Raw genomic sequence first — 23,781 nt, 5'->3', positions numbered from 1 at the left:
TTTCATTTTTTAACTCTTTTCTTCATTCGTGTCATTTGTGTCATTCGTGGTTAAATTCTCCTTTTTTTTCGAGAGTCGCAACCCCGTGTTCATCGGATGTTCGACCGATTACGGTTGATCGCGATTTTCTCATGGGTTACCACGGCCAAAACCCACGATGCCAGGTGCCACGGGTTGATTCAATCCGTGGCACCCAGGGCCTTGCAAGTCATGCAAAGGCGATCCGGCCCCGGTTAACCACGACGGAGGCGGGCCGAGGCGGCGCGGGCCAACGTCCGGGTGCCCTGGCCAAGCTTCGGGCGGATGTTGACCCGGATGAGGACCGGTTCGGAGACGGCGTGCTCGGTGATGGGCGTCGTCGCCGTGCCCGCCGTGCCGGCGATGGCTGCTGAACCGAACTGGAAGGCGGTTCCGGTGGTCGGGTCGATCGTGCCGGACCCGTCCGAGACGATGCCGGTGCGCGAGCTCTCGGTGGCGGTCCCGGTCTGGGTCAGCGTGCTGGTCGTCGCCCCGATCGTGCCCGATGCGCCTTCGAGGGTGCCAGTCTGAGCGCCGAGGGTGCCGTTGCCGGTCTGGGTGAATGTGCCGGTCGAGCCGCCGAGAGTGCCGGTCTGCCCCTTCAGGGTGCCGGTCGAGCCGCTGATGGACCCGCCCAGGAGCGAGATCTCCCCGTTGATCTCGCCGATGGCGCCGACGGGAAACTCCGCAATGGTGACCGGCGTGCCGGCCGGGACGGTGAGCGTGCCGGTCAGGGCGGAGATCGTGCCGCCGACGGTGCTGATGCTGCCGTCGGACAGGGTCAGCGTGGTCCCCGCCTCCGTCGCGACCGCGCCTGTGATTCCACTGACCGTCGTGCCGGCCGCGATCGTGATCGGGCCCGAGAGGTTGCTGATCGAGCCGCCAGGGTTGGCGATCGTGGCGGACAGGTTCGAGAGTGTACCAGCGTTGATGGTCAGCGCGCCCTGAAAGTTCGTCAGGGAGGTGCCGTTGATCGTCAGGACGCTGGTGAGGCCGGAGAGGGAACTGCCGTTGATCGCCAGGGGCGAGGTGATCGAGCCGGTGGCCGTCTCGAACGCGACGAGGGTGGCGGTGTCCTTGCGGACCAGGCTCGGCAGGCGGAACGAGGCCCTGTAGAGGCCGAGGTTGTCCGGCGTGGTCACGGCGAGCGGCTTGCCGCCGTTCAGGATCTGGCCCTGGCTATTCTCAGCGTAGATGGCCACCGTGACGCCAAAGCCGAGCGGCGGCTGCGCACTCCCCTTGACGTGGATCAGCGCAGGGCGATTGATCGCGAACTGGCCCCGACAGTTCTTCCCCACCCCCGGCGACGTTTCGACCTGAAGCGTCGGCCGGGAATTGAGCAGGAGACTGAGCAGTTCCCTGGTTTCCAGCGACTCCAATTGGATCGGGAGCGATCGGGGACGGCGCGTCTTGCGGTCCACTCTATCGGACATGGGAGGGTTGCTTTCGCGAGAAAGTGCGACGCATCCTGCTCTATCGTTGGATTGGAGCCCATCCTTGTTCGGCCCGAGGCGGCGTTGACCCGGTCAACCCAGCTCAGGTGATCGGTCGCAAGTGGTTCCGAACTTCAACACCGCTTTCTCCAATAGCACGGCGGGATTCAGGTGGCGATTCCCGGCCTGCCCCAAGCGTCGCATCCGGCAAATCCGTTGACTTCGTCAGAGCGGTTTATCCTCAAAGGCGCATGGATCCTGGAAACCGAACCACCTGCTCCGAACGTGCCCCCAACCCCTGATGGCCGCGTCTCCCCCCCTGGGACAGCGGACGACCCGTCCGCTCTTCAGTTCAATATTTCATTAAATGAAAATCGATTGAATTTCGGATAGGGCGCCCGCGATCCCAGGGGGGAGAGGGAAGAGGGATTCCCGGCGTGCCGACTCGGCTCACTTCGTCGCCTTCGCGCGGGAGGCTGCCGCTGCGATGGCGTCGGCGATCGTCTTCGCCAGGGGGATCGGGAGGTCGTGGCCCATCCCCGGGATGATCCGCAGCTCAGCGCCTGGGATATTGGCGGCGGTGTCCTTCCCCCCCTCGACCGAGATCAAGGGGTCCTCGGCGCCGTGGACGACGACGGTCGGGGCCTGGATCGTCTTCAGTTTCGCCCGCCGATCCTCGTACAGCCCGAGGGCCGACAGCGTATTGTGCCGGGCCATGCCGGCCCGGTCGTCGGAGCGTTTCATGGAGCGAACGACTAGGTCGCGAGTCCGCTTCTCGTCAGGCGGGTAGACCGGCCCCGCCAGGACTCGAATGGCCTGGACGGCGTTGGCGAGCAGCGCCTCTCGGTCCCCCTCGGGGGCCGGTTTCGGCATCTTCGCCAGCGCCTCGAGCTTGGCCGGGAACGGGACTTCCGGGTTCCCCGAGGTCGACATGATCGAGGTAAGCGAGCGGGTGTGCTCGGGGTGGTCCGCCGCCACAAGCTGCGCGATCATGCCCCCCATCGAAACGCCCACGATGTGGGCCTTCGCGATCCCGAGGGTATCCAGCAGGCCGACCGCATCCTTCGCCATGTCGTCGAGCGTATACGGCAGCGTGAAAGGCTTACCGGCAAACTTTGCCTCGATAACCGCCCGCGTGTCGGGCGCTCCCGCCCCGTCGAACTTGGTGGAAAGACCGACGTCGCGATTGTCATAGATGACGACCCGGTAGCCACGCCCCACTACCTCCTCGATAAGCTCGCCGGGCCAGGCGGTGAGCTGCGTGCCATTGCCCATGATCATGAGCACGGCCTCGCCACTCTCAGGGCCGAAGTCCTCGTAGGCGATCGTCACGCCATTCGCCTTGGCCTTGCCCTCGCGCCGCGAGACCTCGGCCCGGCCGACGGAGCCGGCGCAGAGAGTGCTCGCGACGACCAGGAACGCGAGCAAAATAGGTCGATGCGTCAGTGCGTTCATGAAGCCTCCTGTTTACGCTGAAGATGCTCTCTCTCGTCACGGCTTCAGGAGAACCAAGGTGTTTACGCCACCCAAGAAGCCAAGGCCGGCACAGGATCAGGTCGGCTCGTCGGACGGGCCGAGGCTTCCGGCCAGGTGGTCATGAACCGGCCGCACTCCAGAGCGCGTCGAGGTATTCCTGCGTCTTCAGCGTGGACTCGGCATAGGCGGCCCGCTGGCTGGCATCGCCTGAAACGGCCAACGCCACGAAGTCCTCGATCATCGCCGTCTCCTGCGCGGCGCTCGGAGGCGTAGGGATGAACGTCACATCCTTCCGCGTCCCCATGCCGGTCCGGTACGTGTACCCGGCCTTGTCTCCCGAATCCCGGAACGCGGAACAGCTCTCCCAGTCCAGGACGAAGTCGTCCATCCCGAGGGCGCCGGTCGTCCCCAGGAGCTGCAAGTCCATGAGGATCGTGCCCGCGGTGTAGCCGACGTCGAAGGTGGAGACCTGCCCCCCCTCGAAGGCGATCAGCCCCGAGGTCCGAACGATCGCGTTTGTCTGGGGATCGCGTTCAGGGGCGATGACGGCCTGCGTGATCCGCCCCTCGGGCCGAAGATACTCGACCACCGCCCGCATCGAGTACCAGGCCATGTCCCCCAGCGCGGTCATCGGCTCCTGTGCGGGGTCGAAGCGGATGTTGCTGCGATCGGAGAACGGAAAGTAGAAGGTCGTATGGAGGGACCGGGGCGAGCCGATCTTCTCCGCGATCGCCGCCTGGACGGTCGCATTGCGGGGGTGATGGACGAAGTGAGTGGCGTCCATGAACACCAGGCCCTTGGCGGCGGCGGCCTGCGTCATCCGCAGAACGGAAGCACGATCGACAAACGGCTTATCGACCAGGACATGCTTGCCGGCCGCAATCGCCGCGAGTGCGATCGCTTCCTTCGCGGCCGTGGGGGTCGCAATGTAGACCGCGTCGACGTCGGCACGGGCGAGGATGCCGTCGATTCCCTCAACCGCCGCAACCCCTGGCCGATCCGCCGTAAATTTCTGAGCGTTCTCGATTCGGCGGCTCGACACCGCTGTCAATCGGGCGTTGGCCGATTGGGCGATCGCGTCGGCAATGACGCCTGCGATGAAACCAGGCCCGACGATGCCAAATCCGAATGGGGGCATTTCCAACGATCCTTTCCAGCACGGATGTCCGAAATCAGGTCCCCGATTCTACCGGATTCGTCGGGGATGGGCGTCCCCCTTTTCAGGTCGCGTGCTCCCGGGCTCGCGAGCCGCTCGGCCGCTGCCGTGACGTGAATCCCTCCCGCCCCTTCTCTATTTCTACTGTATCCGCTAGGTTCTCAGCTGTGTCTTCAACGGCGGTAAGTGTCTGTCTCGGAAGGTCAGGTTTCACCGTGAGGGCTGAAGGACCTTGGGGTGCCAAGAGCCAAGGCATTCCTGCATGGCACCCGGAAGATCCGCAAACTCTCCGGTGGGATTCCCCTTCTGGGTCAGACTCTCCGTTTTTCTCGGAGCCCCGAAGGGGCGGCCGTCAACATCCAGGGGCGCAAGCCCCTGGATATGATCCAATAAAGTGCGCATCAGCAACGGGCCATGTTGATCCAACATCTCCAACGCCAGATCGTGGCATGTCCGGAACTGAATTTTTCGAGGGACCCCGGCCACGTTACAACGCTTCCGATCCTTCGTCCACTCCTGCAGGAAGATAAAGACACACGTCGACAAGAGAATGCTAGCACGATGATGCATAGCCCATGAAAATGGCCGCCTGGCAATTCTCCTTCTTACCGACTCGGCCACACCATTGCCGCATCACGCCCACCGACTTGGTCCCCTTCTTGACGAAGCCTGAGAGGTCGAAGACGATCACACCGTCGGGTTCGCCCAGTTCGTTGCCGACCTGCTTGGCAAGCGTCCGCAACAGCGATGAGTGGTCCCAGGGACTCAAGCCGATGAATTTCTGAAGGCCTTGTCGCTCCTGATCATGCAAGTAGGCGATTCCCTCGCCCGTCTTGTGCTCGAGCTTCGAGATCAGTCCGGTCAAGTATTCCACGGTATGTCGTCGTTGCTCCTCGCTGGCCATGGAGGCCGCGTAGGGAAAGACGAAGGCCTCCAGACGCGTCAGCAAGCCCTCCGCCAGGTTCGGGGGACATCCGCCTGAGCCAGCATTTCAATCAATCGGGTGTGGAATCGCGGGTCCATAGCAGGCCTCGCTCGTTGAAGCACCCATATCAGAAGTGAGTATCCTAAAAGAGTTTAATTCAGAACGGGACGACGATACAGTAGAACTAGCAAGTGATCCTTCCGCTGGAATCGAATCAATCGGAAGCTCAGTCTTGAATTGCAGTCATGGAAATCGAACAACAGCCCAGGCTACACGCTTGACATTCCGAATTCTTTCGGTCTAATACAAAAAACAGACGAGCTCACCCGAGCAATGACATGAAATCCACACACATTAATACCTCTAATCAATCACTACTTTAAACAAGCCGAAACATCAAGATCGATCACCGCAAGGATGCTTGCTAAATGACATCGAGCAAAACCCACGGCAGCCGGAACATCATTCTGAGACGGGGAATTACACTTACCGAGATCTTAGTCGTTGTATCCATTCTTGGCGTTCTCTTCGCCTTGGTGGTTCCGGCTGTACAAGCTGTCCGCGAGACGGCCCGCAAAACACATTGTTCCGCCAATCTTCGACAATTAGGCATTGCTCTAAATTCCTACGTTACCGCTCTAGGCGCCCTGCCATCAAAAACAAACGGCAAACATGGGTTTTCTGTCCACTCAATGATTTTACCTTATCTCGATAATACATCTTGTTATAATGCTTTGAATTTCGACGTCGGTTGCATTCGAAGTGCGAACGTTACAGCAACCAAAACGCCGATTGCCGTTTTCCTTTGCCCGTCTGATTACGGCAATGGAACAAGCGGGCCTTGGACAAACTACGCCTGCAACGTTGGATATGGCTATCAAAAATCCCAAACATACAACGGCGTGTTTACCGTTGGGCGCAACAATCCAATAACCAGTCTTGCAGACATAACGGACGGGACCTCGACCACGGCATTAGCGGCCGAATGGGTCCGAGGTTCCGAAAACGACCTCTCTCATGTTGTGTATAGAACAAAGACAGTAATGATTGCCGCAAGTGAATATGATTCTTTCATTTCCGCTTGCCAGGGTACTGATGTTAATCCCGCAAGAAGTTTTTCGGCGACTAAAGGGACATATTGGGCTAGAGGTGACCACGGCAAAACTGCTTATACGCATGACATCCTAATTGGTGGTCGTAGCTGCTATAATCACGTATACGTTCGTGAAGGTGCATGGACCGCTGCAAGCCTTCATGGACACGGTTCCAGCGTACTGTTCGCTGATGGGCATCTTCACTTCGTCCGAAATTCAATTTCACTCGCAACGTGGCGAGCAATCGGAACACGAAGTGGCGGTGAGCAAGTCAGCATTCAGGATAAATAGTTAAACATTGACAGCCCTGACTATCCACACACCTAATGAGGAACACCTCGAATGTTTGGTAATCTCCGCATTTCTGTTCGACTCATTGGTCTGTTCGTCGCGATCTGCCTCGCAACCACTGCCGCCAGAGCGGATGATCCTGCCCCCACAATCGATTCGCCGGGGAATTTGGATAATTTGTCACCCCTGTCCGAAATCACGTTCACGATCACGCTGCCTGGTAAAATTGGCACAAAAATTATCGACCCTTCAACAATCGGCATCGGGGTCTACGACTCTAATAGCGACGAAATTGCATCTTTTGACACAACAACCGTTACCAGCTCAGTCATAAATCATCCTCCAAATGATGAAACACCAACATCTGTCACTTACACATTCAAGGTAACTTTGCCGCAATCATCGAGCAATTATTCGATTGAGATTGGCGCCATTTATGATGGCACGCAATATGCCTGGGGAGATTACAATATAGCTACTGGCGATTAAGATCGCCGTCTCAAGCTTCAGGGAACTCTGTGGCGCACCGAGCGATACCCCACAGCCAAAGCTTCCACCACGCCCGGGGCCGGGATGCTGGCCCAACGTCCGATCCTTTCCCTGGGTAAGGAGTGAAAGCACTTGGGTAACCCATAAGCTCTGATGCTCGAAACTTTTGGGTTGGGGTTGTGGCCGTCCGCCAGAGGTAGCGGACGGCCCTTTTTTTGTTTTCGATTCGTCCCTCTTAAGAAAAGAACGAGCGGCCTAGCCTTCCTCACAACGTCGCGAGGAGGGCTTTTTTGTCTCTTGCCCCAACCATCATCCGCTGTCCAGCACGCGATCCGTAGCGTGAACTCAATTAAGGTTCGACTACGCATTTAATTTTTGAGGACGTAAGTCGGGCTTTGGCTGAGGCGGTCGCGGGTGCGGATGTAGGGGAGCGTCGTTCGCGGGTCGGCACGCATCCTCGGGGCCAGGGTGATCTTGAGGGTCACGCGACGCTTGGTCGTCGCTTGGGGGACGTGTGGCGCGAACGGACGGAGTGTCTGGGTCACCGATTTCTTCCTTTTCGCGGCGACCGCCCAATGACACCCGAGAAGCTGGTTGACGCGGACAGGCTCCCAGCCCTCGATGGAGATCGTCCATCGCCCGGCCGTCGCTGAGCGAGGGCCGGTCAACTCACCACCTGCCCTTCCGCGTCGAACGCTTCCCAGGCCAGGGCCAGGGTCTCGGCGTTGGGGCGGTGAGGGCGGGGTTCATCAGCCTGGCACGTTCCCTCGCAGCACACGCGACGCAGGCAATGGGGCGAGCCGGCAGGCTTCGGGCAGGTTACGAGGTCGGCGGTCTGGCGAGGGCGATGCGGCTCGGCCTCGTGGACGCCAGCGGCCGGTTCGCGGTCCTGTTCGGTCACCGGGGGCAGGGAGAGGGGATCGATCATGCGGACTCCTTGAAGAAAAGGCTTCGCTCGGGGGATGGGATCCTCCGGGACGGTGGCGATTGCTCCACCTCGCGCTTCGCTTGCAGGAGTTCGGCAAAGGCCTGCTCCTCGGCCGCACGCCAGCCGAGGCCCTGGGACTCGAGGGAGTTCGCACGATGGCCCCAACGCTCACGCCAGGCGACGGGCCAGGAGGCCAGGAGGGGACGCCAGGGGAGCCGTGAGGGTGAGGACTCTTCGCGGGCCGCAACAAGCTCAGGGGCAGGCTGGCTGGCCACCGGGGGAGGCTGAAGCTCCTGCAACCAGGCCGGTAAGGTCGCTCTGGATTTCTGGAGACCGCTCACAAGTCTCTCTCCTTGTTTAACGTCTTGGACGTCCTCAACGTCCGTGGACAGAACTAATGCAGAGTCTACTTTGAAGCAACACGCACGCGAGTAACGCGTGCATTTGTACGGTCGTGGACGTCGTGGACGTCGCGGTCAGTAAGCCGCCGTGACGAGCGCCTTGAGCCCGATCCCCTCGTACTCTCTGATCCGATTCCCGTCCGCTCCCTTACGACGGGTTTTGAGCGTGGGCAGAGCGGCATGCAAGCTCCTCCCGAACCCCTGTTCGTCCCCGGGGTGGTCTCGCCCCTTCTCGGCGCAGTACTCCTTCCATGCCCCATAGATCTTGCGGATTTCTACACGCAAACCGCAACCAAGATCGCAGCACTCCTCGATAAATCCCGAGATCGGCGAGGAGAGTTCCTCCATATCCTCGAGCAGCTCGCGCGAGGACTCAGGCTGCACGAACCGGCCCCGCTCGCGGAGCCGGATCCAGCCAGCAATGGACCAGAGCAAGATCGAGGGAAGCTCAGCAAGAAGCCGGTTCGTCAGGGCCGTGTCTTCGTTCCCGAAGAAGGAACGCGTCAGGTTCAGCACGACCATCCGCGACGGCATCGCGCCTGAGCTATCCCCCAGGCGAGGCAGCTCGTTCGAGATCAGGACGAACCGGGTGGAGAGGTTCCCGGTCCAGGAACTCAGGTGCTTGCGGTCGATCGTCTGGCTGTCCTCGCCGGAGATCGAGAGCAGGCGCTCGACGATGACTTGCGAGTCGGCCCGGCCGCTCAAGCGGGCGTCGGCGAAGATCGCCACGGTCTTGCCGATCAGCGGGGCCAGGCCAAAGTTGGTGGCCAGGCCGGAGAGGGTCGGAGAGGAGACGTTCTGACGGCCCACGACCGCAGCCAGGAGCCGGGCGATCGTCCCCTTGCCCGACCGCTTGGGGCCGACAATCATGAGGATCTTTTGCTGGCTCGTGTCGGCCGTTAAGAGGTAGCCGAACCATTCTTGAAGTGTGGCGATGCTTTCATGGTCATCGCCCCAGAGTGACTTCAGGAACGCAAGCCACTCCGAGGGGGGTGGGGCGTCGGGGTTGAAGTCGTAGCCGAGGGTGTTCGGGCTGAAGTAGAGCGGAGTCGGGGCGAAGACGGCGTCGCGGCCCTCGCTGAGCGCAGGGAGGTGGACCAGGCCGTTCCGCGCCGGGAGGATTTCCCGAGGGTCGGGCAAGTCTTCGTCCTCGTAGCCGAGCCAGGCCGGTTGCGCCGGGCACTTCTTGGCCGACAGCATGCAGAGGTTTTGCACGGCGGCCAGCGTGTTCGCCGTGATCCCGGTGGTGACTTTGAGGACGACCTTCAAGGTCTCCCGGGCGATCCGGTCGAACTCGGCCTTGATCGCGCCGACGAGTTCCGCCCTGATCTCGCTCGGAGAGATCGGCTGGTAGTGGGTGCCGTCCCAGCGGTGCCACTCCTCGAGCCAGTAGCGGAGAATGGGGATGCCGTCGGCCGTGGATTGGGCTTCGAGAAAGAGGCGGGCGAGGCGGTGCGGATCGTCGTCGGCCTCGCCCACCTCGTCCTCGGCCGGCGGCTTCGCAGGCGGGGGAGCGGGGGCCGGTCGGGGTCGACGGTCATCCTCGAGCAGCCAACCGCGCCTGGGCTCGACCTTGTACGCCTCGCCGACCTTGTGGGCGAGCTCACGCTCCGACCACGGCGGTGCGCATCGTGGGTTGTAGTGAGTGAGGAGGATGCGGAGAGCCGCGTCGGGCGAAAGGTCGAAGCCGGGGCCGACCTTGCAGGCGGCCTTGAACGCCTTGTCATGGCCGTTCTGGCCGCTCACGGCGTGCTCGCACCTGGCGAGGTAGGCGATCGCCCGATCCTCAGCGCTCCAGGCGCCCGGGCGGGGGGCGATCTTTTTTGGCGGCTCGACTTGCGGGGGTTGCGTGAGGAGATGTCGATCAAGGTCGGCGTAAAAGGCGTCGGGAAGAGGGAGGATTTCGTCGTGCTCGTTCCAGGCGCGGGGCGTGCCGTCGGTCCCGATCGAAGGGGGGACGACGCTCTGGTACTGGCGATCCTCGGCCGACCAGCCGAGGCGGATCTCCAGGCCGGGGTAGTGCGTCCCCTCCTTGACGATCGCCTTGCCGTAGCGCGCGAGCCGATCGTCCCAGCGGAAGAGGAGGTGGCAGCCGCGAGTCGAGGACCAGCCGAGCGTGGCCGGCAGATCCTTGCCGAAGATCCGCTCCAGAACGGGGCCGGCCTGCTCGGGGTTGTCGACGTCGAGGTCGACCACGCCCCCTTGCGGGCCGAGCTTGAGCCCCACCCCCGCGCGCGGGTGGGCGGCGTACACGCGCCGGAGCGATTCCTCGGTGTGGCGTTCACGCCCCCATTCCAGGCCGATCGGCTGCTTACCGGCGGAGACGGCCCCCTTGGCGTCAGGCGCGGTGATCGGGATCGGCCAGAGGCCGCGCGCCAGGAGTTCAAGGGCGGTCGCGAGTGCGTTCTTGCTCATCGTTTGATGTTCCCTAATCACTCGGCATCGACCCTGCGAGAACGAGCGTCAGACGCTGCCCATCGGCCCGGGGCTTGGGGGCGGTCGTTTGCATTCCCCCCGTGGGATCGCAACCAACCAACCCGCCCACTCTTCTCTTCAATTCCATTCCCCCTGGGACCGCTGGTTGTACTCAACCCGTGAGGCAAAAACCGAGGCTTCTCCTCACGGGTTGAGTACAACCCGTGCCACCCCGCCGATCTCTTTTTGTTCGGAGGAATCACAGACCGAGCAAGCCGGGTGGTCACGCAGTCCTCCGGCCGATGTGCTCAGGACAAGTCGCCTGACGGAGGAAGGCGAGGGCCTGCTTGTGGATCTGGCCGATGCGCGACGGGCTGAGGCCGAGGCGGTGGCCGATCTGCTTGAAGTTGAAACCGTGGCCGTAGTGGAGCCGGACAGTTTCGCGGGCGTTGTGCGACAGGCGCTGGGTGAGACTGTAGACCTCGTCGAGGGAGCAGGCTTCCCAGCCCGGTTGGTGCTCGTCGGACCTGAGCGATGCGGCGAAGTCGCAGTCAACCGTCCGGTGGACCACCGGGGCATCCGCAACGTGAGAACAGCGGCCGTAACCTCGGAGCCGGCCCTCGCGCATCAGGTCGACGAAGGCGAACCGGATCCGATGGACGGCGAAGGTCCAGAACTTGACTCCACGCTCGGGGGCGAACCGCAACGCGGCGTCGCAGAGCCCGTAAGCGGCGGCCGACGCCCAATCGAGGTCGAGATAATCGTGCTTCACAGCCTGGATCTCCGCCAGGCGGATCGCCTTCTCCCAGTGCCGTTCCACAACCAGCCGCTGCTCGTCCGTGAGCCGCCGAGAAGCACCGGCGCTCCGAGCACCACCACCACACACGAGGCGGGGACAATCGGCCTTCATCAGCTCGCCCTCCGGTCGGTGTCCCTGTTGGCCAACTCATTCGGCGGCCAATCGCAGCCACCACAGCCCAACGGGTGGAGGCAGGACGATTCGCCGAGCGCCTCCCGCTCAGCCCGGCCCACCCGGGCGAGCGCATCTTCGTCGGAGAACCGGACGGCAATGTTGCCGTCGGCCAGGGCCCCCTCCACCTCACGGCGGAGCGTGTCGGCCGCCTCCAGAGCCTCGGCCAAGGCGGCCTCGACCCGCCGCAACCGCAGCGCATCAGCACCGACCAGCAGAAAAGGCCCGAGAATCGTCTCCACATGCTGGGTCGCCCCCAGCAAGCTTTGCAGCGGAGTGATCCCTGGCGAGTGCAGGCGAAGCCTCATCGCAGTGACTCCTCAACAGAAGGCATTGCTAGTAACATTCCACAACTTTCCCCATGCATTATCACCACGATTATAGTAACACCCAATACGTTCGACATCAAATCCACTGAAATTCCTCAAAGAGGGTTCCCGGCGGCGGGCGGTGATGCTTATTGATGAGGGAATGAAATTCCCAGCGAAGTTGATGAAGCGGCAGCGGTACTCGCAGACCGACGTGACGGCGCAGGCTGAGGTTTCGCAGAGCCTGGTGAGTTTGTGAACGAAGGGGGAGCGGGTTCCCGACTTGAAGGTGTCGGCCAGGCTGTTCGGGGTAGACCTGGATTACCTGGCGGACGATGTGCAAGACGAACCGCCCGCCTCGGAGTTCGCCGGGTAGGAGCGGGCGGTGATCGACCTTGATTCACGCGTTAGGGTTTGGAGAAGAGTGAGGCGTTGCGTCGCCTGGCGACCCCTGCTACACGAACCGTGACGCCGGGGTCAGCGACCGGGATCAGCGTTGACCCGAAACCCGTCTCACTGGCCGGGCCGCCGATCCCGCCTGGAACGCCTGCCGACAAGCCAGATACACCTCGGAAGAAACAGCCTGGATGATCGTCCCGTCGACGTCTTCGAGCCGGGTGGTCAGCTCGACACCGGGCTGAAGCGGGTCGGGGTAAGTGGGGGTCAGGGCGTGGACTGCGTCCTCGGCCAGCCACCGCTCGCCGATCATGTGGAGCGGCACGCCGTCGACCAGGAAATAGCTGTGATACTCAAGCGCAGGGCCGGGCGCCACCTGGGCCAACCGGCTCGGGAGCGGGGTGATTATCGACCCCGCCATGGCGATCATCGGCCGTCCCCGGGGGAACGCCACGTCCTTGCGGAGGGGGGATTGCTTCATCGAGGGAGACCTCCTCAGGAGCGGAACCGGGTCCCATCGCCCGATCGATCAATCGGGTCGATGACACATCAATGAATCCATACCAATACCGAAAGAAAATCAGCCGACGTCCCGCCTTGCCCTTGCCGCACGCAGCAGGGTGAACGCCCCGCCGGTCCGGTGCGCCTCGCTGATCACTTGACTCGGGTTCCAGCCGCACGACACCAGCGGGTCGGCCCCCGGCACGAACAGGACCGGCCCCAAGCTTTTCACCTCTTTCAACCTGCTCCTGGCCGGGACCTGAACGCGCAACGGCTTCGCCCCAGCCTGTTTGCGGAATGACCAGTTGCCATCGTCCTTGAGGTAGATCGCAATGACCATCGGGGGATCACTCCCAGGAATATTGACGTCCGTTCAGATAGTGTTCTAAGTACAGTATCCCAGCGGTGGCGATCGGTCAAGCGGCGGAATGGGAACATGTTCGACGCACCGATGCGGGGCCGGCGGCCGAGAATCGGCGACGATTCGTCGGGACAAAATCCCAGACGTCTTCACTCGCAAATCGGCCACAACATTTTAGTTCCAATTGACTTGCGCTTCCATAAAACCAGGGCATCCGGGGGCGACCAGACCCGAATGCGGGCGGTTCGCGCACAGTGGCAGGGAATGGCATCCGGGGGCGAGCCGTGCTCCCCCAGCGGGTTTGCCGAGGCGGGGCCGGTCGGAGATGTCGCGTCTTGCCCGAACCTCCCACGCATGCTACTCTTGAATTCTCAAAAGAAGCGCGTGCCCATCACCACGCAAAGCAAAACACGTCGGGGTCGACCTGGCCCCGATCGGACGCCACGGCGATGCGTGATGGCTCGTTGGTGGCGTTTTTGATTGCGCGTCACAAGATGGGCGGTGCGGCGTAGGGCCTAGAAGACTCAATCCCTGTATCGTCTGTCTGTCTACGGATCAGTCCCGTTCTTTTGGAGGGGACATTCGTCGGTGCAGAAGGGCCTGTCATGGCGCGGATCGCGGCCGAGGCGGAGTGGCAACGGACGCGGACAAGCCTGGTCGACTGGCTGGTGACCTTGGCCGTGATCGCGGTCTTCGGCTATCTGCTCCATCGTGGGCTCGTCCATGACTGGAGCGAGCACGGAATCCCCAGTTGGTATCTCGCTTATCGACGCTGGTCGAACACCCATCTCCCTCGCTGGTCTCCCTTTTGAATGAGGCTCCCATGAACCGTCCCAATCGCGGGTTTACGCTCATCGAGCTCCTGATCGTCATGGTCATCATCGGGATCCTCATCGCCTTCATCATCAAAGCGTCCATGGGGGGGGTCCGCCGCGCCGAGGAAAAGGCGACCATCGCCCTGATCGCCAAGCTCGAGCAGGCGATGACCGACCGAGTGGATGCGCTGACGACCTATCAGGCGGATCCGACGCCGTTCCACTACGCATTGGGGGCAATGTACAACTCCGGTGCCCCGGTTGATCCTGTTACCGGATTTCGGTCGATTGCAAGCGTCCAGCGGGCCCAAGCCATCGCTCAATTCGACTACTTGCGGGCTCAATTGCCCGACGTTTTCGCTGTTCAAAATGATAGTCCCGATGGAACGACATCGGGGCAATATCCTTTTAACTTCGCTGGCGCAAGCGCCACGGTGCCGATTGGGTCAGACAACGGAGTCAATGGCACGATCGCCGGAGCGTATGGGGCCGCCTTCGAAATTGCGGGCGGAATCTATAAGCAACTCGGCTATCACCCCAAGGGGTACGACGGCAGCGACAACGACGGTGACGGCGCTATAGACGACGCCAAGGAGGGGATCGGCAATCTATCTGCCGCAGAGCAGGCGGTCGTATTACAACGCCTGAAAAAACACACACACAAAACCGCCCGCTCTGAGATGCTCTACGCCATCCTCGTCGAAGGTGGTGGCGTTTACGGCAGTGCCTTCGACAAGGACGACTTTACCAGCAAAGAGGTCCAGGACACTGACGGCGACGGCCTGATGGAGTTCGTGGACGCCTGGGGGGAACCACTCCAGTTCTACCGCTGGCCGATCCTCTATCGCTCGGATTCGCAGAAGGGCTACCCGGATACGGCGAAACTGACGCAGGACGCCGGGGTAACGGGAACACACCCCGGCCCCTATACGGCGGTATCATCGGGATCCTTTGCTGTCTCATACGAGTCTCGCGAGCAGAACCCGATCGACCCAAACCAGACCTTGCTGGCTCCCGCATGGTGGGGGAGCGGGTTCAATGACGCTGTTCCCACAGTCATCGGAACCAACAACGGGACGATTAGCGGGCAGGCGATGAAGTTCATGAGTTTCTTCGGCCCCTGTCTTGTCGACCCGACGGCTCTCAATGCAGGGGCAGCAAGCCAGACGTTCTGGGATCGCTCCACATCAACAGATACCGGTTACTATCAACGCCGCGCCTTCTACAGTCGGTTCCTGATCCTCTCGGGAGGGCCCGATAAGATACCGGGGACCGCTCAACTTGGAGTCGACTACGCGGGCATCGACGATCGGAGCACTATCGAGATACCTGGAGGAACTTCCAGCACAAGGGACGGGAGCGGAGTGCTAGTCAATATCAGTGTCCCTCACTTGCTGCTCGAGAGCCAGGGGGGCAAGGTTGACCTGAATCGAGACACACTCGGAAAACTGACCTTGCCCACTCCCTTTCCAGCCAACGGCCGTAACGACACCAACTCCCAGCTCGAATACTACAGCCAGGACGACATCAGCAGCCAGAACCTCCAGTCAACGGGTGGGGTGCTGCAATAACCCCCATCGGTCGGCAGCATTGCGGAACAAAAGGCCCGCTCGATCCCCCATTTGGGCGGGTCGAGCGGGCTTTTTTTTCGTTTGATCGCCCCGCCCTTGCCCGTCACCCGGCCTTTCTTCTCGCCCTGGAGGGCTTCGGGCGCTTGATTCGCCGGTCGATCACAACCTTGATGCCGTCGAAGAGGAGCATCGGTTTGCCGGTCGCGTCGTCGACCAGAAACTCGGGGCTGTTGGCTTGCCGAGGCAGGGACTTGGCATCAAGGATCTCCTCCATCCAGGGCCAGCGGATCTCATGCCGGCGCTTGGGGAGACGGAGAGGCGGGGCCTGCTTTGAGAGGGCGGCCCAGTAGGGGTCCTCCTCAAGCTCCTCACCGCGCATCGAGAGCCGCTCGAGGATGTGCACACCCAGGAGCCAGGCGCCGTACGCGCTCAGGGTGAGCTGCATGACCCCGGCGAGACTCCACTCGGCCGCCAGGCCGGACCGCACCAGCGCGTCGAGAACGGCCGGCGTGTGGCCGGCCTCGACCAGCTCGGACACGGGCAGCCACGCGAGGCGAAGCGAGCCCCCGGCAACGATCGCGTCGAGGGCGGCGCGCTGGGGACCAGGCAGTTCGGCGAGGGCGGCGTTGGGCTCCCATTCGGCCTGGTCATTGATTCGACTCATGGTGATGGCTCCGCGCGAATTGATGCGACACTTTGTAAGGCAACGCAAACAATTTCATGTCACGGAGTATTATCGGTTTACGACGATCAGGCGCGAGTGGGGATGCCGTTTGTTCGACGATTTCCCGATATCTTATAGGGAAACAGTTTCTTCTCGCGAGAGCATGCCTGAACATGATCTCTGACTTCCTCGCGACGATCCCCGATCCGCCTCGCCGCCGTGGCCGCCCCAAGAGGGTCCGCTCTGCGCGGGTCCTGGCATGCGCTGAGGCGATCCGGGCGGGCGAACCAGCCGAGCAGGTTGCGAAACGACTCGGCATCCACCGCTCAACCGTCTATCGCTGGCTCCATGCCGCACACCAATCGCCCAACTGACGATCGCTAGAAAAAAAAGGAGAATTTAACCACGAATAACACAAATGACACGAATGAAGAAAATTTCAAATTAATGCTTAAATTTCTTTGTATTTCATTCGTGTCATTCGTGTTATTCGTTGTTAAAATTTAATTTATTAATTGTTCGGCAATTGGTGCGCGTATCTGAATTCGACAGCGCCAGGTTTTCTCCTCGGCGTCCCTACTCTGCAACTGCATGAGGCTCCCTCCGTGGCACTGACCATCCAGCAAAAGCTCGCCAACCTCCATGCCGCCGAAGAGGCAGGCAAGGCGGCCTTGGCCGACCTGCTCAACCCGGCAACGGGCGAGTCGATCTCGCCCGATCGGCCGGCGTTTGACGTCGCCTCGAAGACGGTCTACGCCAACGTCGACGGCAAGCTCGTGCGCTCCAGGCCCGTCATCATCCAGGCACCCAAGGCAGGATCATGAGTGACGAACTCGACTTCCTCGATGGGCTCGAGCCTGACCCACCGCCCTCTTTGGGCCGCGCGGTCCCGACGCCCACGCCCTACCCCGTTGCGCCGGCCGTCGTCCCCGTGAAGTCACACGACGCCCTGAAGTTCGGGGCGATCCTCGTGTTCTGTGCCGTCTGCTCGCTCGGCTCGGGGCTGTTGTTCGCCTGGCTGCTGTCGGAGCGAGGCGACCGGCCCTCGCCGGGCGGCTACGACCCCCGGTTCGTCGCGGTCGGCAAGGCTTATCTCGGCGACCTCGGCTCAGCCTACGGCCTGGCCTGGGAGGACGGGGCCAAGATCCTCGACGCCGGCCAAACCATCGACATGGCACTCGACACCACGGCCAAGGCCTGGGAAGCGAACCGCAAGGCGGCGTTCAACGCACGAATCACGCCCGAACTGAGCAAGGTGGTCGCGCAAGGCAAGGACGCGGCGAGCGTCACCAGCGACGACCGCGCCGCGTTGGCGAAGGCGTATCGCGGCCTGGCCAAGGGGCTTGGAGGGGGACGATGAACAACGAGACGCTTCAGCCCTTCAACACATCCGGATGGGTCGACACCCCCGCCCGCCATGCGGTCGCATCGACGCTTGGCCCTGAGTTCGCCATTCGCGCCCGCAACCTGATGGGGGCGAACGCCGACAAGGACCTGCTCCTGTTCAAGGCCTGGAAGGACCTGCTCGGCAGCTACCCGAAGTACGTCGCCCAGAAGATCGGCGACTGCACCAGCTTTGCCTCCGGCCACAACGTCGACCTGACCCAGGCGATCGAGATCGTCATCGGCGGCGAGAACGAGTCGTACAAGGAGACCTCCACCGAGGCCCTCTACGGCGCAGGCCGCGAACTCGCCAACATGCTCGGCGGCGGCGACGGCTGCTACGGTTCGGCGCTGGCGAAAGCGGTGACCACGGTCGGCGTCGCGCCTCGCGAGGCGGTCGGCGAATACTCGGGCCAGCGGGCGAAGCAGTGGGGGCACAGCGGCACGCCTGCCGACATCAAGAAGCTCATGAACGAGCACAAGATGGGGTCGGCCGCGCTGGTCGTCTCGCTCGACGAGCTCGACGCCGCCCTGGCCAACGGCTACCCGGTGACCGTCTGTAGTAACCAGGGGTTCACGATGAGTCGGGACACCGACGGATTCTGCTCCCCTCAAGGCTCGTGGGCCCACGCGATGCTGATCGCAGGCAAGCGCATCACCGGCCGCAAAGGCTACCTGATCTGCCAGAGCTGGGGCAGCAACGTCCCGAGCGGCCCCCTCGCCCTCGACCAGCCGGATTTCTCCTTCTGGGTCGAGCCGAACGTGATCGCCCGGATGCTCGCCGTCCGCGACTCGTTCGCCTTCAGCAAGTTCGCCGGCTACCCCGGCCGCCCCCTCCCGTCTCACTGGACCTACGATAAGGCTGCCTGAACCATGCTCACGTCAATCTTCGCTCTCGCGTTGCTCGGCCAGTGTGCCGGCGGTTCCTGCGCCTTGCCGGCGCGAGCCTATCAGCCGGCCACCCCCTATCAACCGCTCGCCCCGGCGATCTACCAGAGCGTTCCGGCCTATCGCCCATTCTATGCCCCCGCCCCGGTCTACATCCGGCCCCGGGGTGCCTTTGGGAGGCTGTTCCGTCGATGACACCCACCGCCAAACTCTGGTCCTGGACCCGTGGCTCCGCCGAATTCCTCGGCTGGGCCACGACCGTCAGCCTGATCTTCTTCTGGTGCACGGTCGCCTGGTCCGAGCGTGAGACCAAGCAACGCTACGCCGCCCCCGCGATCAACGTCTCACCCACGGCGCAGAAGATCGCGGCGAAGTTCAGCCCCGCGCTCCAGCAACTCGCCAGCGCACACAAGGACGAGGCGATCGGCTCGGTCGACGGCCTGGTCCAGCGTTGGTGCGTCGGCAAGGTCTGGGATCCCGCCGTGAAGGCGATCCCGAGGGCCACCGAGATCGGCTGCGACCGGGCCCTGTCCTACCTCGACTCGATGCCGATGAGCGAGGTGGCCGGGCTCATGATCGAGCATGCCAAGGCCTCCGGCTGCCGAGTCCACTACAGCGTCTGGGCGACCGCCGAGCACCAATGGGCAATCACCCCATGAACCTACTCGCAATCCTCAACGCAATCCTGGCGATCGCGGACGGCTATCGCTTCGCCCTGCTGACGACCCTCGGCCTGTTCATCTCCGTCGCAGCCCTCTGGGCCTTCGCATTCCGGCCGCAAGCCCTCATCGTCGTGACCCTGGCCTCAGTCCTGAGCTATACCTACGGGCCGGCATTGGCCGCCTGGGTAAAAGGTAAGGGGTGACGCCCGGTCCTCATTCCGTCGGGCCATCCCACCTCGCGCTTACCGCTTCCTTTGCCAACAATAAAAAAGAGCGACAGAGGATCATGAGTAAGCTCACCCATCTTGCCCGCGCCACGATCGACTTCCTCGGGCCGGTCGCCGGCGCGATCCATGGCCAGCTTTCGCGGCCCGAGATCGCCCGCGCCGCCGCCAAGGCCGGCGTGGTTGCGGTTGCCACCGGCGCTTCGATGGCGGCCACGCTCAAGAACCCGGACACCCTCAGTGAGCTCGTGGTGCCGCTCGCCGCCGCTGCGTTCACGGGCGTCCTCGACGCCGTCTCGCGGCTCAAGCAAGGGGACCCGAACCTCGAGCCTGACGACGACGATGACAAACCGCCGCCTGTCCCCCTTCCCCCGAGCTTACCATGACCGACGGGATTGTCGTACTTGCGGCAGCCCTTGCCGCTCTGATCGGGGCCCTTCTCCTGGTCCGCCTCGGCGGCCAGTTTGCGGCGGGCCACGCCCTCCGCATCACCAAGCGATTCGTCCAACGCCTCCAGGACGACCGCGACGGCGTGTGACTGTTGAGCCGGCGGTCGGTTAAGAAAGCACCTTGAACAGCCCCAAGGCCGACAGCGGCAAGCAGCTGGCCGAGAAGCTCGAGACTTCCATAGGGCTCCTCCTCATCCAGTGGGTGCGTCTTCGCCTCCTTTCGCTCGCGGAGAAGTCGCTTGCATTGGCAATTCCGGAAGCCAAGAGCCAGATTGACTTTCCGTCCAATAGAAACGATGCCGGTGTCCTTTTTTCTTCACGATGGTAGAATTTCTCGCTCAGTCTGTCTGTCGTAGGTCCGCGAACAAGTGGAACGGAACACATGACTGCCAACACGGAGCCACTGCTTCGGTTCACAAATTCGCCCCTCGATGAATTTTTCATGGGCGTGCAGTTCAATGCGATCCCCAATTTTTCCAACGGCCACTTCGGGTGGTTTTGGAAGAACTACCTGGATCACGATTGGACCAAAGCTCTGGATGCCTCATACCTTCCGGACGCGTTCGAGCATTTTGGGCAAGAGAGACAGTGGGCGATTCCAGGAGTTTCATTGCAGGCTCACGGCGGAGCGGATCGCCTTCAAGTCATCAGCGCCGATGATGAGCGAGTCATCCAGATTCAGAATACAAGGTTCCTGTACAACTGGCGGAAGCGAAAACTCGAATATCCCAGTTTCGTCACAACTTACCCGGATTTTCGAGACAAGTGGGAGCTGTTTCAGACATTCCTGAAAGATGCGAATCTTGGGCAGACCACCCCAAACCAATGGGAAATCTGCTATATCAACAGCATCAGCAAAGGAACACTTTGGAACTCTCCAGCGGATTGGTCCTCGATTCTCCCCGGCCTGTTACCGCAAGACCGTCTTGCCGGACTTGTGGAATTCGAAAATCTTGCTTCCGAGTACCGCTACGAGATTCCCTCGAAACGGGGCCGTATCAGAATCGCCATTCAGCACGCGCGATCCGTGGAACATGACGGACCGGAGTTTTTAAAGCTCCAACTGATGGCACGCGGCCCTATTGTAGCCGGCATGCCGGAGTGGAATCTTGATTCCGGCCTTAACCTTGGACATCGTGTTCTTGTGGAAACGTTTGAGAGAATTAGCTCTCCTGAAGCAAAGTCTTTTTGGGGGAGGCAGGAAATCCAATGACCGCGATCACTCTTGAGCCGATTGCCTCAGCCCAAAGCGTGGCATCGGAAAGCTTTCTCCAGACAAGTTCTGCCAATTTCTCGGCAGTTGGCGATCTTAATGCGGGATGGCGACGCATCATTCAGCAACTTCTTGTCATCCAAACCTACCGTGATGACGATTGGGATGGTGACGGTGCGGACGCGATCCCTGTCGGAATTATCGACTCCGCCTCGTGGTTGCTCGAAAGGCTACAGTCAACCGATTATCCTGCCCCCTCAAGAGCGACCGGAACGCCCGCTGGAACCGTGGTGTTTGAGTGGCAAATGGCGGGGATGTACCAGGAAATCGAATTTGTAGCACCCGGCAAAATCGAGTGGATGCGAGTGGATCACGCCGGCCAAAAGAGCCACGGAGCGGCCAGCTTTATTCATGATTCAAAGACAATATGATTTAGGGTCTGAAGTGGCCTGTTTTGCTTGGACACGCCGGCATGCCCGAAGACCCTCGACCGATTGAGCCAGACGAAATCGTTTTCCGTCGCATCCCTCAATGCGAATACCAAGCAGATCTTCCCATCCCCATCCAATCTGGTGCGTTTAAACCAAGCAAGTCAGACACTGACGGACTTTCGGTATTCCGCGAACGCGTGATTTCGCCCGAGGCAATCCTTCGATCAAGTCGAAAGGCCGCCGAAAACTACATCGTGGCAAGATTTCGAGTTCATGATCTTCTCCAGATGGGCTTGACCCTGACGCCCACCAATCAGCCTAATGAGCCTCCCGGCCATGCCCTGATCGTCGAACTGAGAACTTCGGCCTACCAGGCCGACAAAGCAAAACATCGAGAGATTCATTACGAATTGGCGAAACTCGGTAGCCGCGACATGATCGTTGACATCATTAGCGAATCTTGAAGAGAGGGAAGCCCGCCGACGCGATCGCCGTACTTGCGACAGCCCTTGCCAACTCGAATCGAGACCCTCCTCCTGGTCCACCTCGGCGATCAGTTGGCAGCGGGCCACGCCCTCCGCATCACCAAGCGATTCGTCCAACGCCTCCAGGACGACCGCGACGGCGCGTGACCGCTCTGCCGGCGTTTATCAACGTCGTCGTGAAACACGGCCCCATCAGAAAAAAACATACAGCCTTGAGCAAAGCGACAGAGACCTGGTTGGGCCGTGGTACTATTGCCTAGGGAAGCAGATTCCAGTAGAACGCCGCCAAGCAATAGGCGCAGGCGGAGGTATCGGCCGTGAAACTCAACAATCCTCCCGTCATCCAGAGCTGGATTGAGTTTAAGTTCGCATCCGGACAGGAAAAACCGCCCTGGAATCTCGAAACAGCAGAGGAGTTTCTTAACCGATACGAGGACCGCCTTCCCCATCAGGAAGCCATTATCGAGACCACGTCCCAAACCCGGCCCTTCTCCGGCCCGCAACGATCGCAACGGGTCAGCCCCAAAGATAAGCTCGATAAAGCGTGGGCTCGCAATGATGACCAAAGCCATTGGCTGCAAATCGCTGATGATCAGATGGTCTACAACCAAACTCGGGTCGAGTCTTACCTCGGCTTCGAGTCGCTCCGCGATGAGGCTCTGTCCAAACTCGGCGATTATGTCGATTTCTTCCGGCCTGAAACACTCAAATCGGTCGAATTGCATTACGTCGATCTCATCGAAATTCCGACCCCCGTGGAGCAAAAGATCGAATTGCAGGATTATTTCCACCTGAGAGTGGAGATGCCGGACGAATTCGGCCTGGTATGGCACTTCTCCAACCAGATTTTCGTCAAACCTAAGACGAAGGAGGACAATAATGTCCTCGAAGTGAAGTTCCAGAGCGTCAGGCCGGACGAAGAGGCCGGAACTTACCGATTTCGCCTAGATTGGCATTTTATCTGCCTTCACCTAGAATCTTGGAGTAGGGACATCGTGTGCGGGCGACTTGACCAGGCGCACACCTGTCTTCTAAACTACTTTCGGGCTTCCGTCACCGAAAAGACCTGGCAGCTTTTCCAGCCGTCGGATGAAGGGTGATCATGCAGTACGCTCCGCCAGTCGATCGGCCGCCACTTCTGCAGAATGCCGTCGCTTCTGTCGCCGCTGTCCGCAATGACCGGGCGATCAGGGAGGATCGATTCGACGTCAGTCGAAGAAATCTACCGGCGGAGCTTGAAGTCGGTGATACGACTTATCGATTGCGAAGCCCGCTCATGGGGACATTCTTGCCGGGTCCGATCGGAAAGCAGGGCGAGTTCACCGTTCCGCAGTTCTCCCCCTACTTTACCGGACGAGGCCGAAACTTTGATGAAGCCTTCCTGAACTGGCGCGACCAGGTTCACGGTCAATTCCAGGAACTCTATTCCAAACGCCCTTTCGAGATGACGAATCAGGAAGCAGAGCTTTGGCAGACGCTAGAAAGCCTCATCGACGTGCCGACCTACAAGAATACGACACCCCTCACCATTCGCCAGATTGGGAAAGTTACCCGCTGTCGCCCTTTACCGGAGCAGATTCAGTGGGAGGACGGACACAAGGAGGCGGTACGGCTTGACCAAATGCCAGGTGAGTTTGCGACTTACAAGTCGGGTCAGCCGTTCGATGCCATTGTGGTGCGAGATCCGGTGAATTTGACCTTAATCAAGGTGACTCACATACGCAGAACCGGTTCCTTGCCTATGGTGACCCCGACAGAGCAAGAAGCTCTTCTACGGGAGATCCAAACGATGTCGTCGCTGCCGGAAGGTCACTGGGGGTTTTAAGGCTGGGTA

The 23,781-nt window shown here is 61.1% G+C and carries 32 protein-coding genes; 19 read left to right on the top strand and 13 right to left on the bottom strand.

Translation table 11 applies throughout. The features are described from left to right. Positions 1 to 233: 233 nt before the first annotated feature. From SINAC_RS20730 to SINAC_RS20715, 4 genes are all read right to left on the bottom strand, one after another. Positions 234 to 1,451, bottom strand: coding sequence for a hypothetical protein (locus SINAC_RS20730; RefSeq protein WP_015247553.1), 1,218 nt, complete (start codon positions 1,449 to 1,451; stop codon positions 234 to 236). 450 nt (positions 1,452 to 1,901) lie between these two features. Beyond that, positions 1,902 to 2,906: an alpha/beta fold hydrolase gene (locus SINAC_RS20725; RefSeq protein WP_015247552.1), complete on the bottom strand. Its 1,005-nt coding sequence runs from the start codon at positions 2,904 to 2,906 to the stop codon at positions 1,902 to 1,904. Positions 2,907 to 3,045: 139 nt separating this feature from the next. Next, complete coding sequence (locus SINAC_RS20720) at positions 3,046 to 4,065, bottom strand: Gfo/Idh/MocA family protein (RefSeq protein WP_015247551.1); 1,020 nt, start codon at positions 4,063 to 4,065, stop codon at positions 3,046 to 3,048. Positions 4,066 to 4,636: 571 nt separating this feature from the next. Further along, positions 4,637 to 5,032 carry a transposase gene (locus tag SINAC_RS20715; RefSeq protein WP_020467522.1) on the bottom strand — a complete coding sequence of 132 codons (396 nt, stop codon included), beginning with the start codon at positions 5,030 to 5,032 and terminating at the stop codon, positions 4,637 to 4,639. A gap of 404 nt (positions 5,033 to 5,436) precedes the next feature. Between SINAC_RS20715 and SINAC_RS38970 the strand changes: the two genes are divergently transcribed. Both SINAC_RS38970 and SINAC_RS40055 read left to right on the top strand, forming a co-directional pair. Beyond that, positions 5,437 to 6,393, top strand: coding sequence for a DUF1559 family PulG-like putative transporter (locus tag SINAC_RS38970; RefSeq protein ID WP_015247550.1), 957 nt, complete (start codon positions 5,437 to 5,439; stop codon positions 6,391 to 6,393). A gap of 51 nt (positions 6,394 to 6,444) precedes the next feature. Then, positions 6,445 to 6,882, top strand: a complete 438-nt coding sequence (locus SINAC_RS40055; RefSeq protein ID WP_015247549.1) for a hypothetical protein — start codon at positions 6,445 to 6,447, stop codon at positions 6,880 to 6,882. Positions 6,883 to 7,250: 368 nt separating this feature from the next. Here SINAC_RS40055 and SINAC_RS41270 read toward each other — a convergent pair whose 3' ends face one another. The 8 genes from SINAC_RS41270 to SINAC_RS20675 all read right to left on the bottom strand — a co-directional run bounded on the left by SINAC_RS41270 (position 7,251) and on the right by SINAC_RS20675 (position 13,141). Further along, on the bottom strand, positions 7,251 to 7,427 hold the full coding sequence (locus SINAC_RS41270; RefSeq protein WP_237722903.1) for a hypothetical protein: 177 nt from the start codon (positions 7,425 to 7,427) through the stop codon (positions 7,251 to 7,253). A gap of 119 nt (positions 7,428 to 7,546) precedes the next feature. Next, the gene (locus tag SINAC_RS20705; RefSeq protein ID WP_015247547.1) at positions 7,547 to 7,810 is read right to left on the bottom strand and encodes a hypothetical protein; all 264 of its coding nucleotides are present in this window, start codon (positions 7,808 to 7,810) and stop codon (positions 7,547 to 7,549) included. Then, positions 7,807 to 8,151: a hypothetical protein gene (locus tag SINAC_RS20700; RefSeq protein ID WP_015247546.1), complete on the bottom strand. Its 345-nt coding sequence runs from the start codon at positions 8,149 to 8,151 to the stop codon at positions 7,807 to 7,809. The genes SINAC_RS20705 and SINAC_RS20700 overlap by 4 nt, the downstream gene beginning before the upstream one ends. A 135-nt stretch (positions 8,152 to 8,286) precedes the next feature. Continuing rightward, positions 8,287 to 10,626, bottom strand: a complete 2,340-nt coding sequence (locus SINAC_RS38105; RefSeq protein WP_015247545.1) for a phage/plasmid primase, P4 family — start codon at positions 10,624 to 10,626, stop codon at positions 8,287 to 8,289. 283 nt (positions 10,627 to 10,909) lie between these two features. Next, positions 10,910 to 11,536 (bottom strand): sigma-70 family RNA polymerase sigma factor, encoded by a 627-nt coding sequence (locus SINAC_RS20690; protein ID WP_015247544.1) that lies wholly within the window; start codon positions 11,534 to 11,536, stop codon positions 10,910 to 10,912. Then, positions 11,536 to 11,904, bottom strand: a complete 369-nt coding sequence (locus SINAC_RS20685; protein ID WP_015247543.1) for a hypothetical protein — start codon at positions 11,902 to 11,904, stop codon at positions 11,536 to 11,538. Before SINAC_RS20685 ends, SINAC_RS20690 begins: the two co-directional genes overlap by 1 nt. Positions 11,905 to 12,394: 490 nt before the next feature. Beyond that, positions 12,395 to 12,781, bottom strand: coding sequence for a hypothetical protein (locus tag SINAC_RS20680; protein ID WP_015247541.1), 387 nt, complete (start codon positions 12,779 to 12,781; stop codon positions 12,395 to 12,397). A 99-nt stretch (positions 12,782 to 12,880) separates the two neighbouring features. After that, positions 12,881 to 13,141 carry a Maf family protein gene (locus tag SINAC_RS20675; RefSeq protein ID WP_015247540.1) on the bottom strand — a complete coding sequence of 87 codons (261 nt, stop codon included), beginning with the start codon at positions 13,139 to 13,141 and terminating at the stop codon, positions 12,881 to 12,883. 626 nt (positions 13,142 to 13,767) lie between these two features. Here SINAC_RS20675 and SINAC_RS20670 point away from each other — a divergent pair. Both SINAC_RS20670 and SINAC_RS20665 read left to right on the top strand, forming a co-directional pair. After that, on the top strand, positions 13,768 to 13,974 hold the full coding sequence (locus SINAC_RS20670; RefSeq protein WP_015247539.1) for a hypothetical protein: 207 nt from the start codon (positions 13,768 to 13,770) through the stop codon (positions 13,972 to 13,974). 11 nt (positions 13,975 to 13,985) lie between these two features. Then, positions 13,986 to 15,548 (top strand): type II secretion system protein, encoded by a 1,563-nt coding sequence (locus tag SINAC_RS20665; protein WP_015247538.1) that lies wholly within the window; start codon positions 13,986 to 13,988, stop codon positions 15,546 to 15,548. Positions 15,549 to 15,651: 103 nt separating this feature from the next. Here the strand turns inward: SINAC_RS20665 and SINAC_RS20660 are convergent, their stop codons facing one another. Next, positions 15,652 to 16,212 (bottom strand): hypothetical protein, encoded by a 561-nt coding sequence (locus SINAC_RS20660; protein ID WP_015247537.1) that lies wholly within the window; start codon positions 16,210 to 16,212, stop codon positions 15,652 to 15,654. A gap of 173 nt (positions 16,213 to 16,385) precedes the next feature. On the opposite strand from SINAC_RS20660, the gene SINAC_RS40050 reads away from it, so the two are divergent. The 15 genes from SINAC_RS40050 to SINAC_RS20590 all read left to right on the top strand — a co-directional run bounded on the left by SINAC_RS40050 (position 16,386) and on the right by SINAC_RS20590 (position 23,772). Further along, entirely contained in the window at positions 16,386 to 16,586 is a 201-nt protein-coding gene (locus SINAC_RS40050; protein WP_015247536.1) for a helix-turn-helix domain-containing protein, read from the top strand. A gap of 231 nt (positions 16,587 to 16,817) precedes the next feature. Further along, positions 16,818 to 17,036: a hypothetical protein gene (locus tag SINAC_RS20650; RefSeq protein ID WP_015247535.1), complete on the top strand. Its 219-nt coding sequence runs from the start codon at positions 16,818 to 16,820 to the stop codon at positions 17,034 to 17,036. After that, positions 17,033 to 17,572, top strand: coding sequence for a hypothetical protein (locus tag SINAC_RS20645; protein ID WP_015247534.1), 540 nt, complete (start codon positions 17,033 to 17,035; stop codon positions 17,570 to 17,572). The genes SINAC_RS20650 and SINAC_RS20645 overlap by 4 nt, the downstream gene beginning before the upstream one ends. Further along, complete coding sequence (locus tag SINAC_RS20640) at positions 17,569 to 18,465, top strand: hypothetical protein (RefSeq protein ID WP_015247533.1); 897 nt, start codon at positions 17,569 to 17,571, stop codon at positions 18,463 to 18,465. The genes SINAC_RS20645 and SINAC_RS20640 overlap by 4 nt, the downstream gene beginning before the upstream one ends. Before the next feature lie 3 nt (positions 18,466 to 18,468). Continuing rightward, positions 18,469 to 18,678 (top strand): hypothetical protein, encoded by a 210-nt coding sequence (locus SINAC_RS20635; RefSeq protein ID WP_015247532.1) that lies wholly within the window; start codon positions 18,469 to 18,471, stop codon positions 18,676 to 18,678. Continuing rightward, positions 18,675 to 19,142, top strand: a complete 468-nt coding sequence (locus tag SINAC_RS20630) for a hypothetical protein (protein ID WP_015247531.1) — start codon at positions 18,675 to 18,677, stop codon at positions 19,140 to 19,142. The genes SINAC_RS20635 and SINAC_RS20630 overlap by 4 nt, the downstream gene beginning before the upstream one ends. Continuing rightward, the gene (locus SINAC_RS20625; RefSeq protein WP_020467520.1) at positions 19,139 to 19,348 is read left to right on the top strand and encodes a hypothetical protein; all 210 of its coding nucleotides are present in this window, start codon (positions 19,139 to 19,141) and stop codon (positions 19,346 to 19,348) included. The genes SINAC_RS20630 and SINAC_RS20625 overlap by 4 nt, the downstream gene beginning before the upstream one ends. Positions 19,349 to 19,431: 83 nt before the next feature. Continuing rightward, positions 19,432 to 19,755 carry a hypothetical protein gene (locus SINAC_RS20620; protein WP_015247529.1) on the top strand — a complete coding sequence of 108 codons (324 nt, stop codon included), beginning with the start codon at positions 19,432 to 19,434 and terminating at the stop codon, positions 19,753 to 19,755. Further along, positions 19,752 to 19,907 carry a hypothetical protein gene (locus SINAC_RS40640; protein WP_015247528.1) on the top strand — a complete coding sequence of 52 codons (156 nt, stop codon included), beginning with the start codon at positions 19,752 to 19,754 and terminating at the stop codon, positions 19,905 to 19,907. Before SINAC_RS20620 ends, SINAC_RS40640 begins: the two co-directional genes overlap by 4 nt. A 293-nt stretch (positions 19,908 to 20,200) precedes the next feature. After that, positions 20,201 to 21,031, top strand: a complete 831-nt coding sequence (locus tag SINAC_RS20610) for a TIGR04255 family protein (RefSeq protein WP_015247527.1) — start codon at positions 20,201 to 20,203, stop codon at positions 21,029 to 21,031. Then, entirely contained in the window at positions 21,028 to 21,462 is a 435-nt protein-coding gene (locus tag SINAC_RS20605) for a hypothetical protein (RefSeq protein ID WP_015247526.1), read from the top strand. The genes SINAC_RS20610 and SINAC_RS20605 overlap by 4 nt, the downstream gene beginning before the upstream one ends. A gap of 41 nt (positions 21,463 to 21,503) precedes the next feature. Further along, a complete protein-coding gene (locus SINAC_RS20600) occupies positions 21,504 to 21,926 on the top strand; it encodes a hypothetical protein (RefSeq protein ID WP_015247525.1) in 423 nt (140 codons plus the stop codon). Positions 21,927 to 21,959: 33 nt separating this feature from the next. Then, a complete protein-coding gene (locus tag SINAC_RS41565; protein ID WP_020467518.1) occupies positions 21,960 to 22,094 on the top strand; it encodes a hypothetical protein in 135 nt (44 codons plus the stop codon). Positions 22,095 to 22,264: 170 nt separating this feature from the next. After that, positions 22,265 to 23,047, top strand: coding sequence for a TIGR04255 family protein (locus SINAC_RS20595; RefSeq protein WP_015247524.1), 783 nt, complete (start codon positions 22,265 to 22,267; stop codon positions 23,045 to 23,047). A gap of 2 nt (positions 23,048 to 23,049) precedes the next feature. Then, the gene (locus SINAC_RS20590) at positions 23,050 to 23,772 is read left to right on the top strand and encodes a hypothetical protein (protein ID WP_015247523.1); all 723 of its coding nucleotides are present in this window, start codon (positions 23,050 to 23,052) and stop codon (positions 23,770 to 23,772) included. Positions 23,773 to 23,781: the final 9 nt, after the last annotated feature.

Source organism: Singulisphaera acidiphila DSM 18658 (assembly GCF_000242455.2).
GTDB lineage: Bacteria > Planctomycetota > Planctomycetia > Isosphaerales > Isosphaeraceae > Singulisphaera > Singulisphaera acidiphila.
The sequence above is the reverse complement of the archived record's forward strand: the minus strand, read 5'-3'. Positions and strand labels throughout refer to the sequence as shown.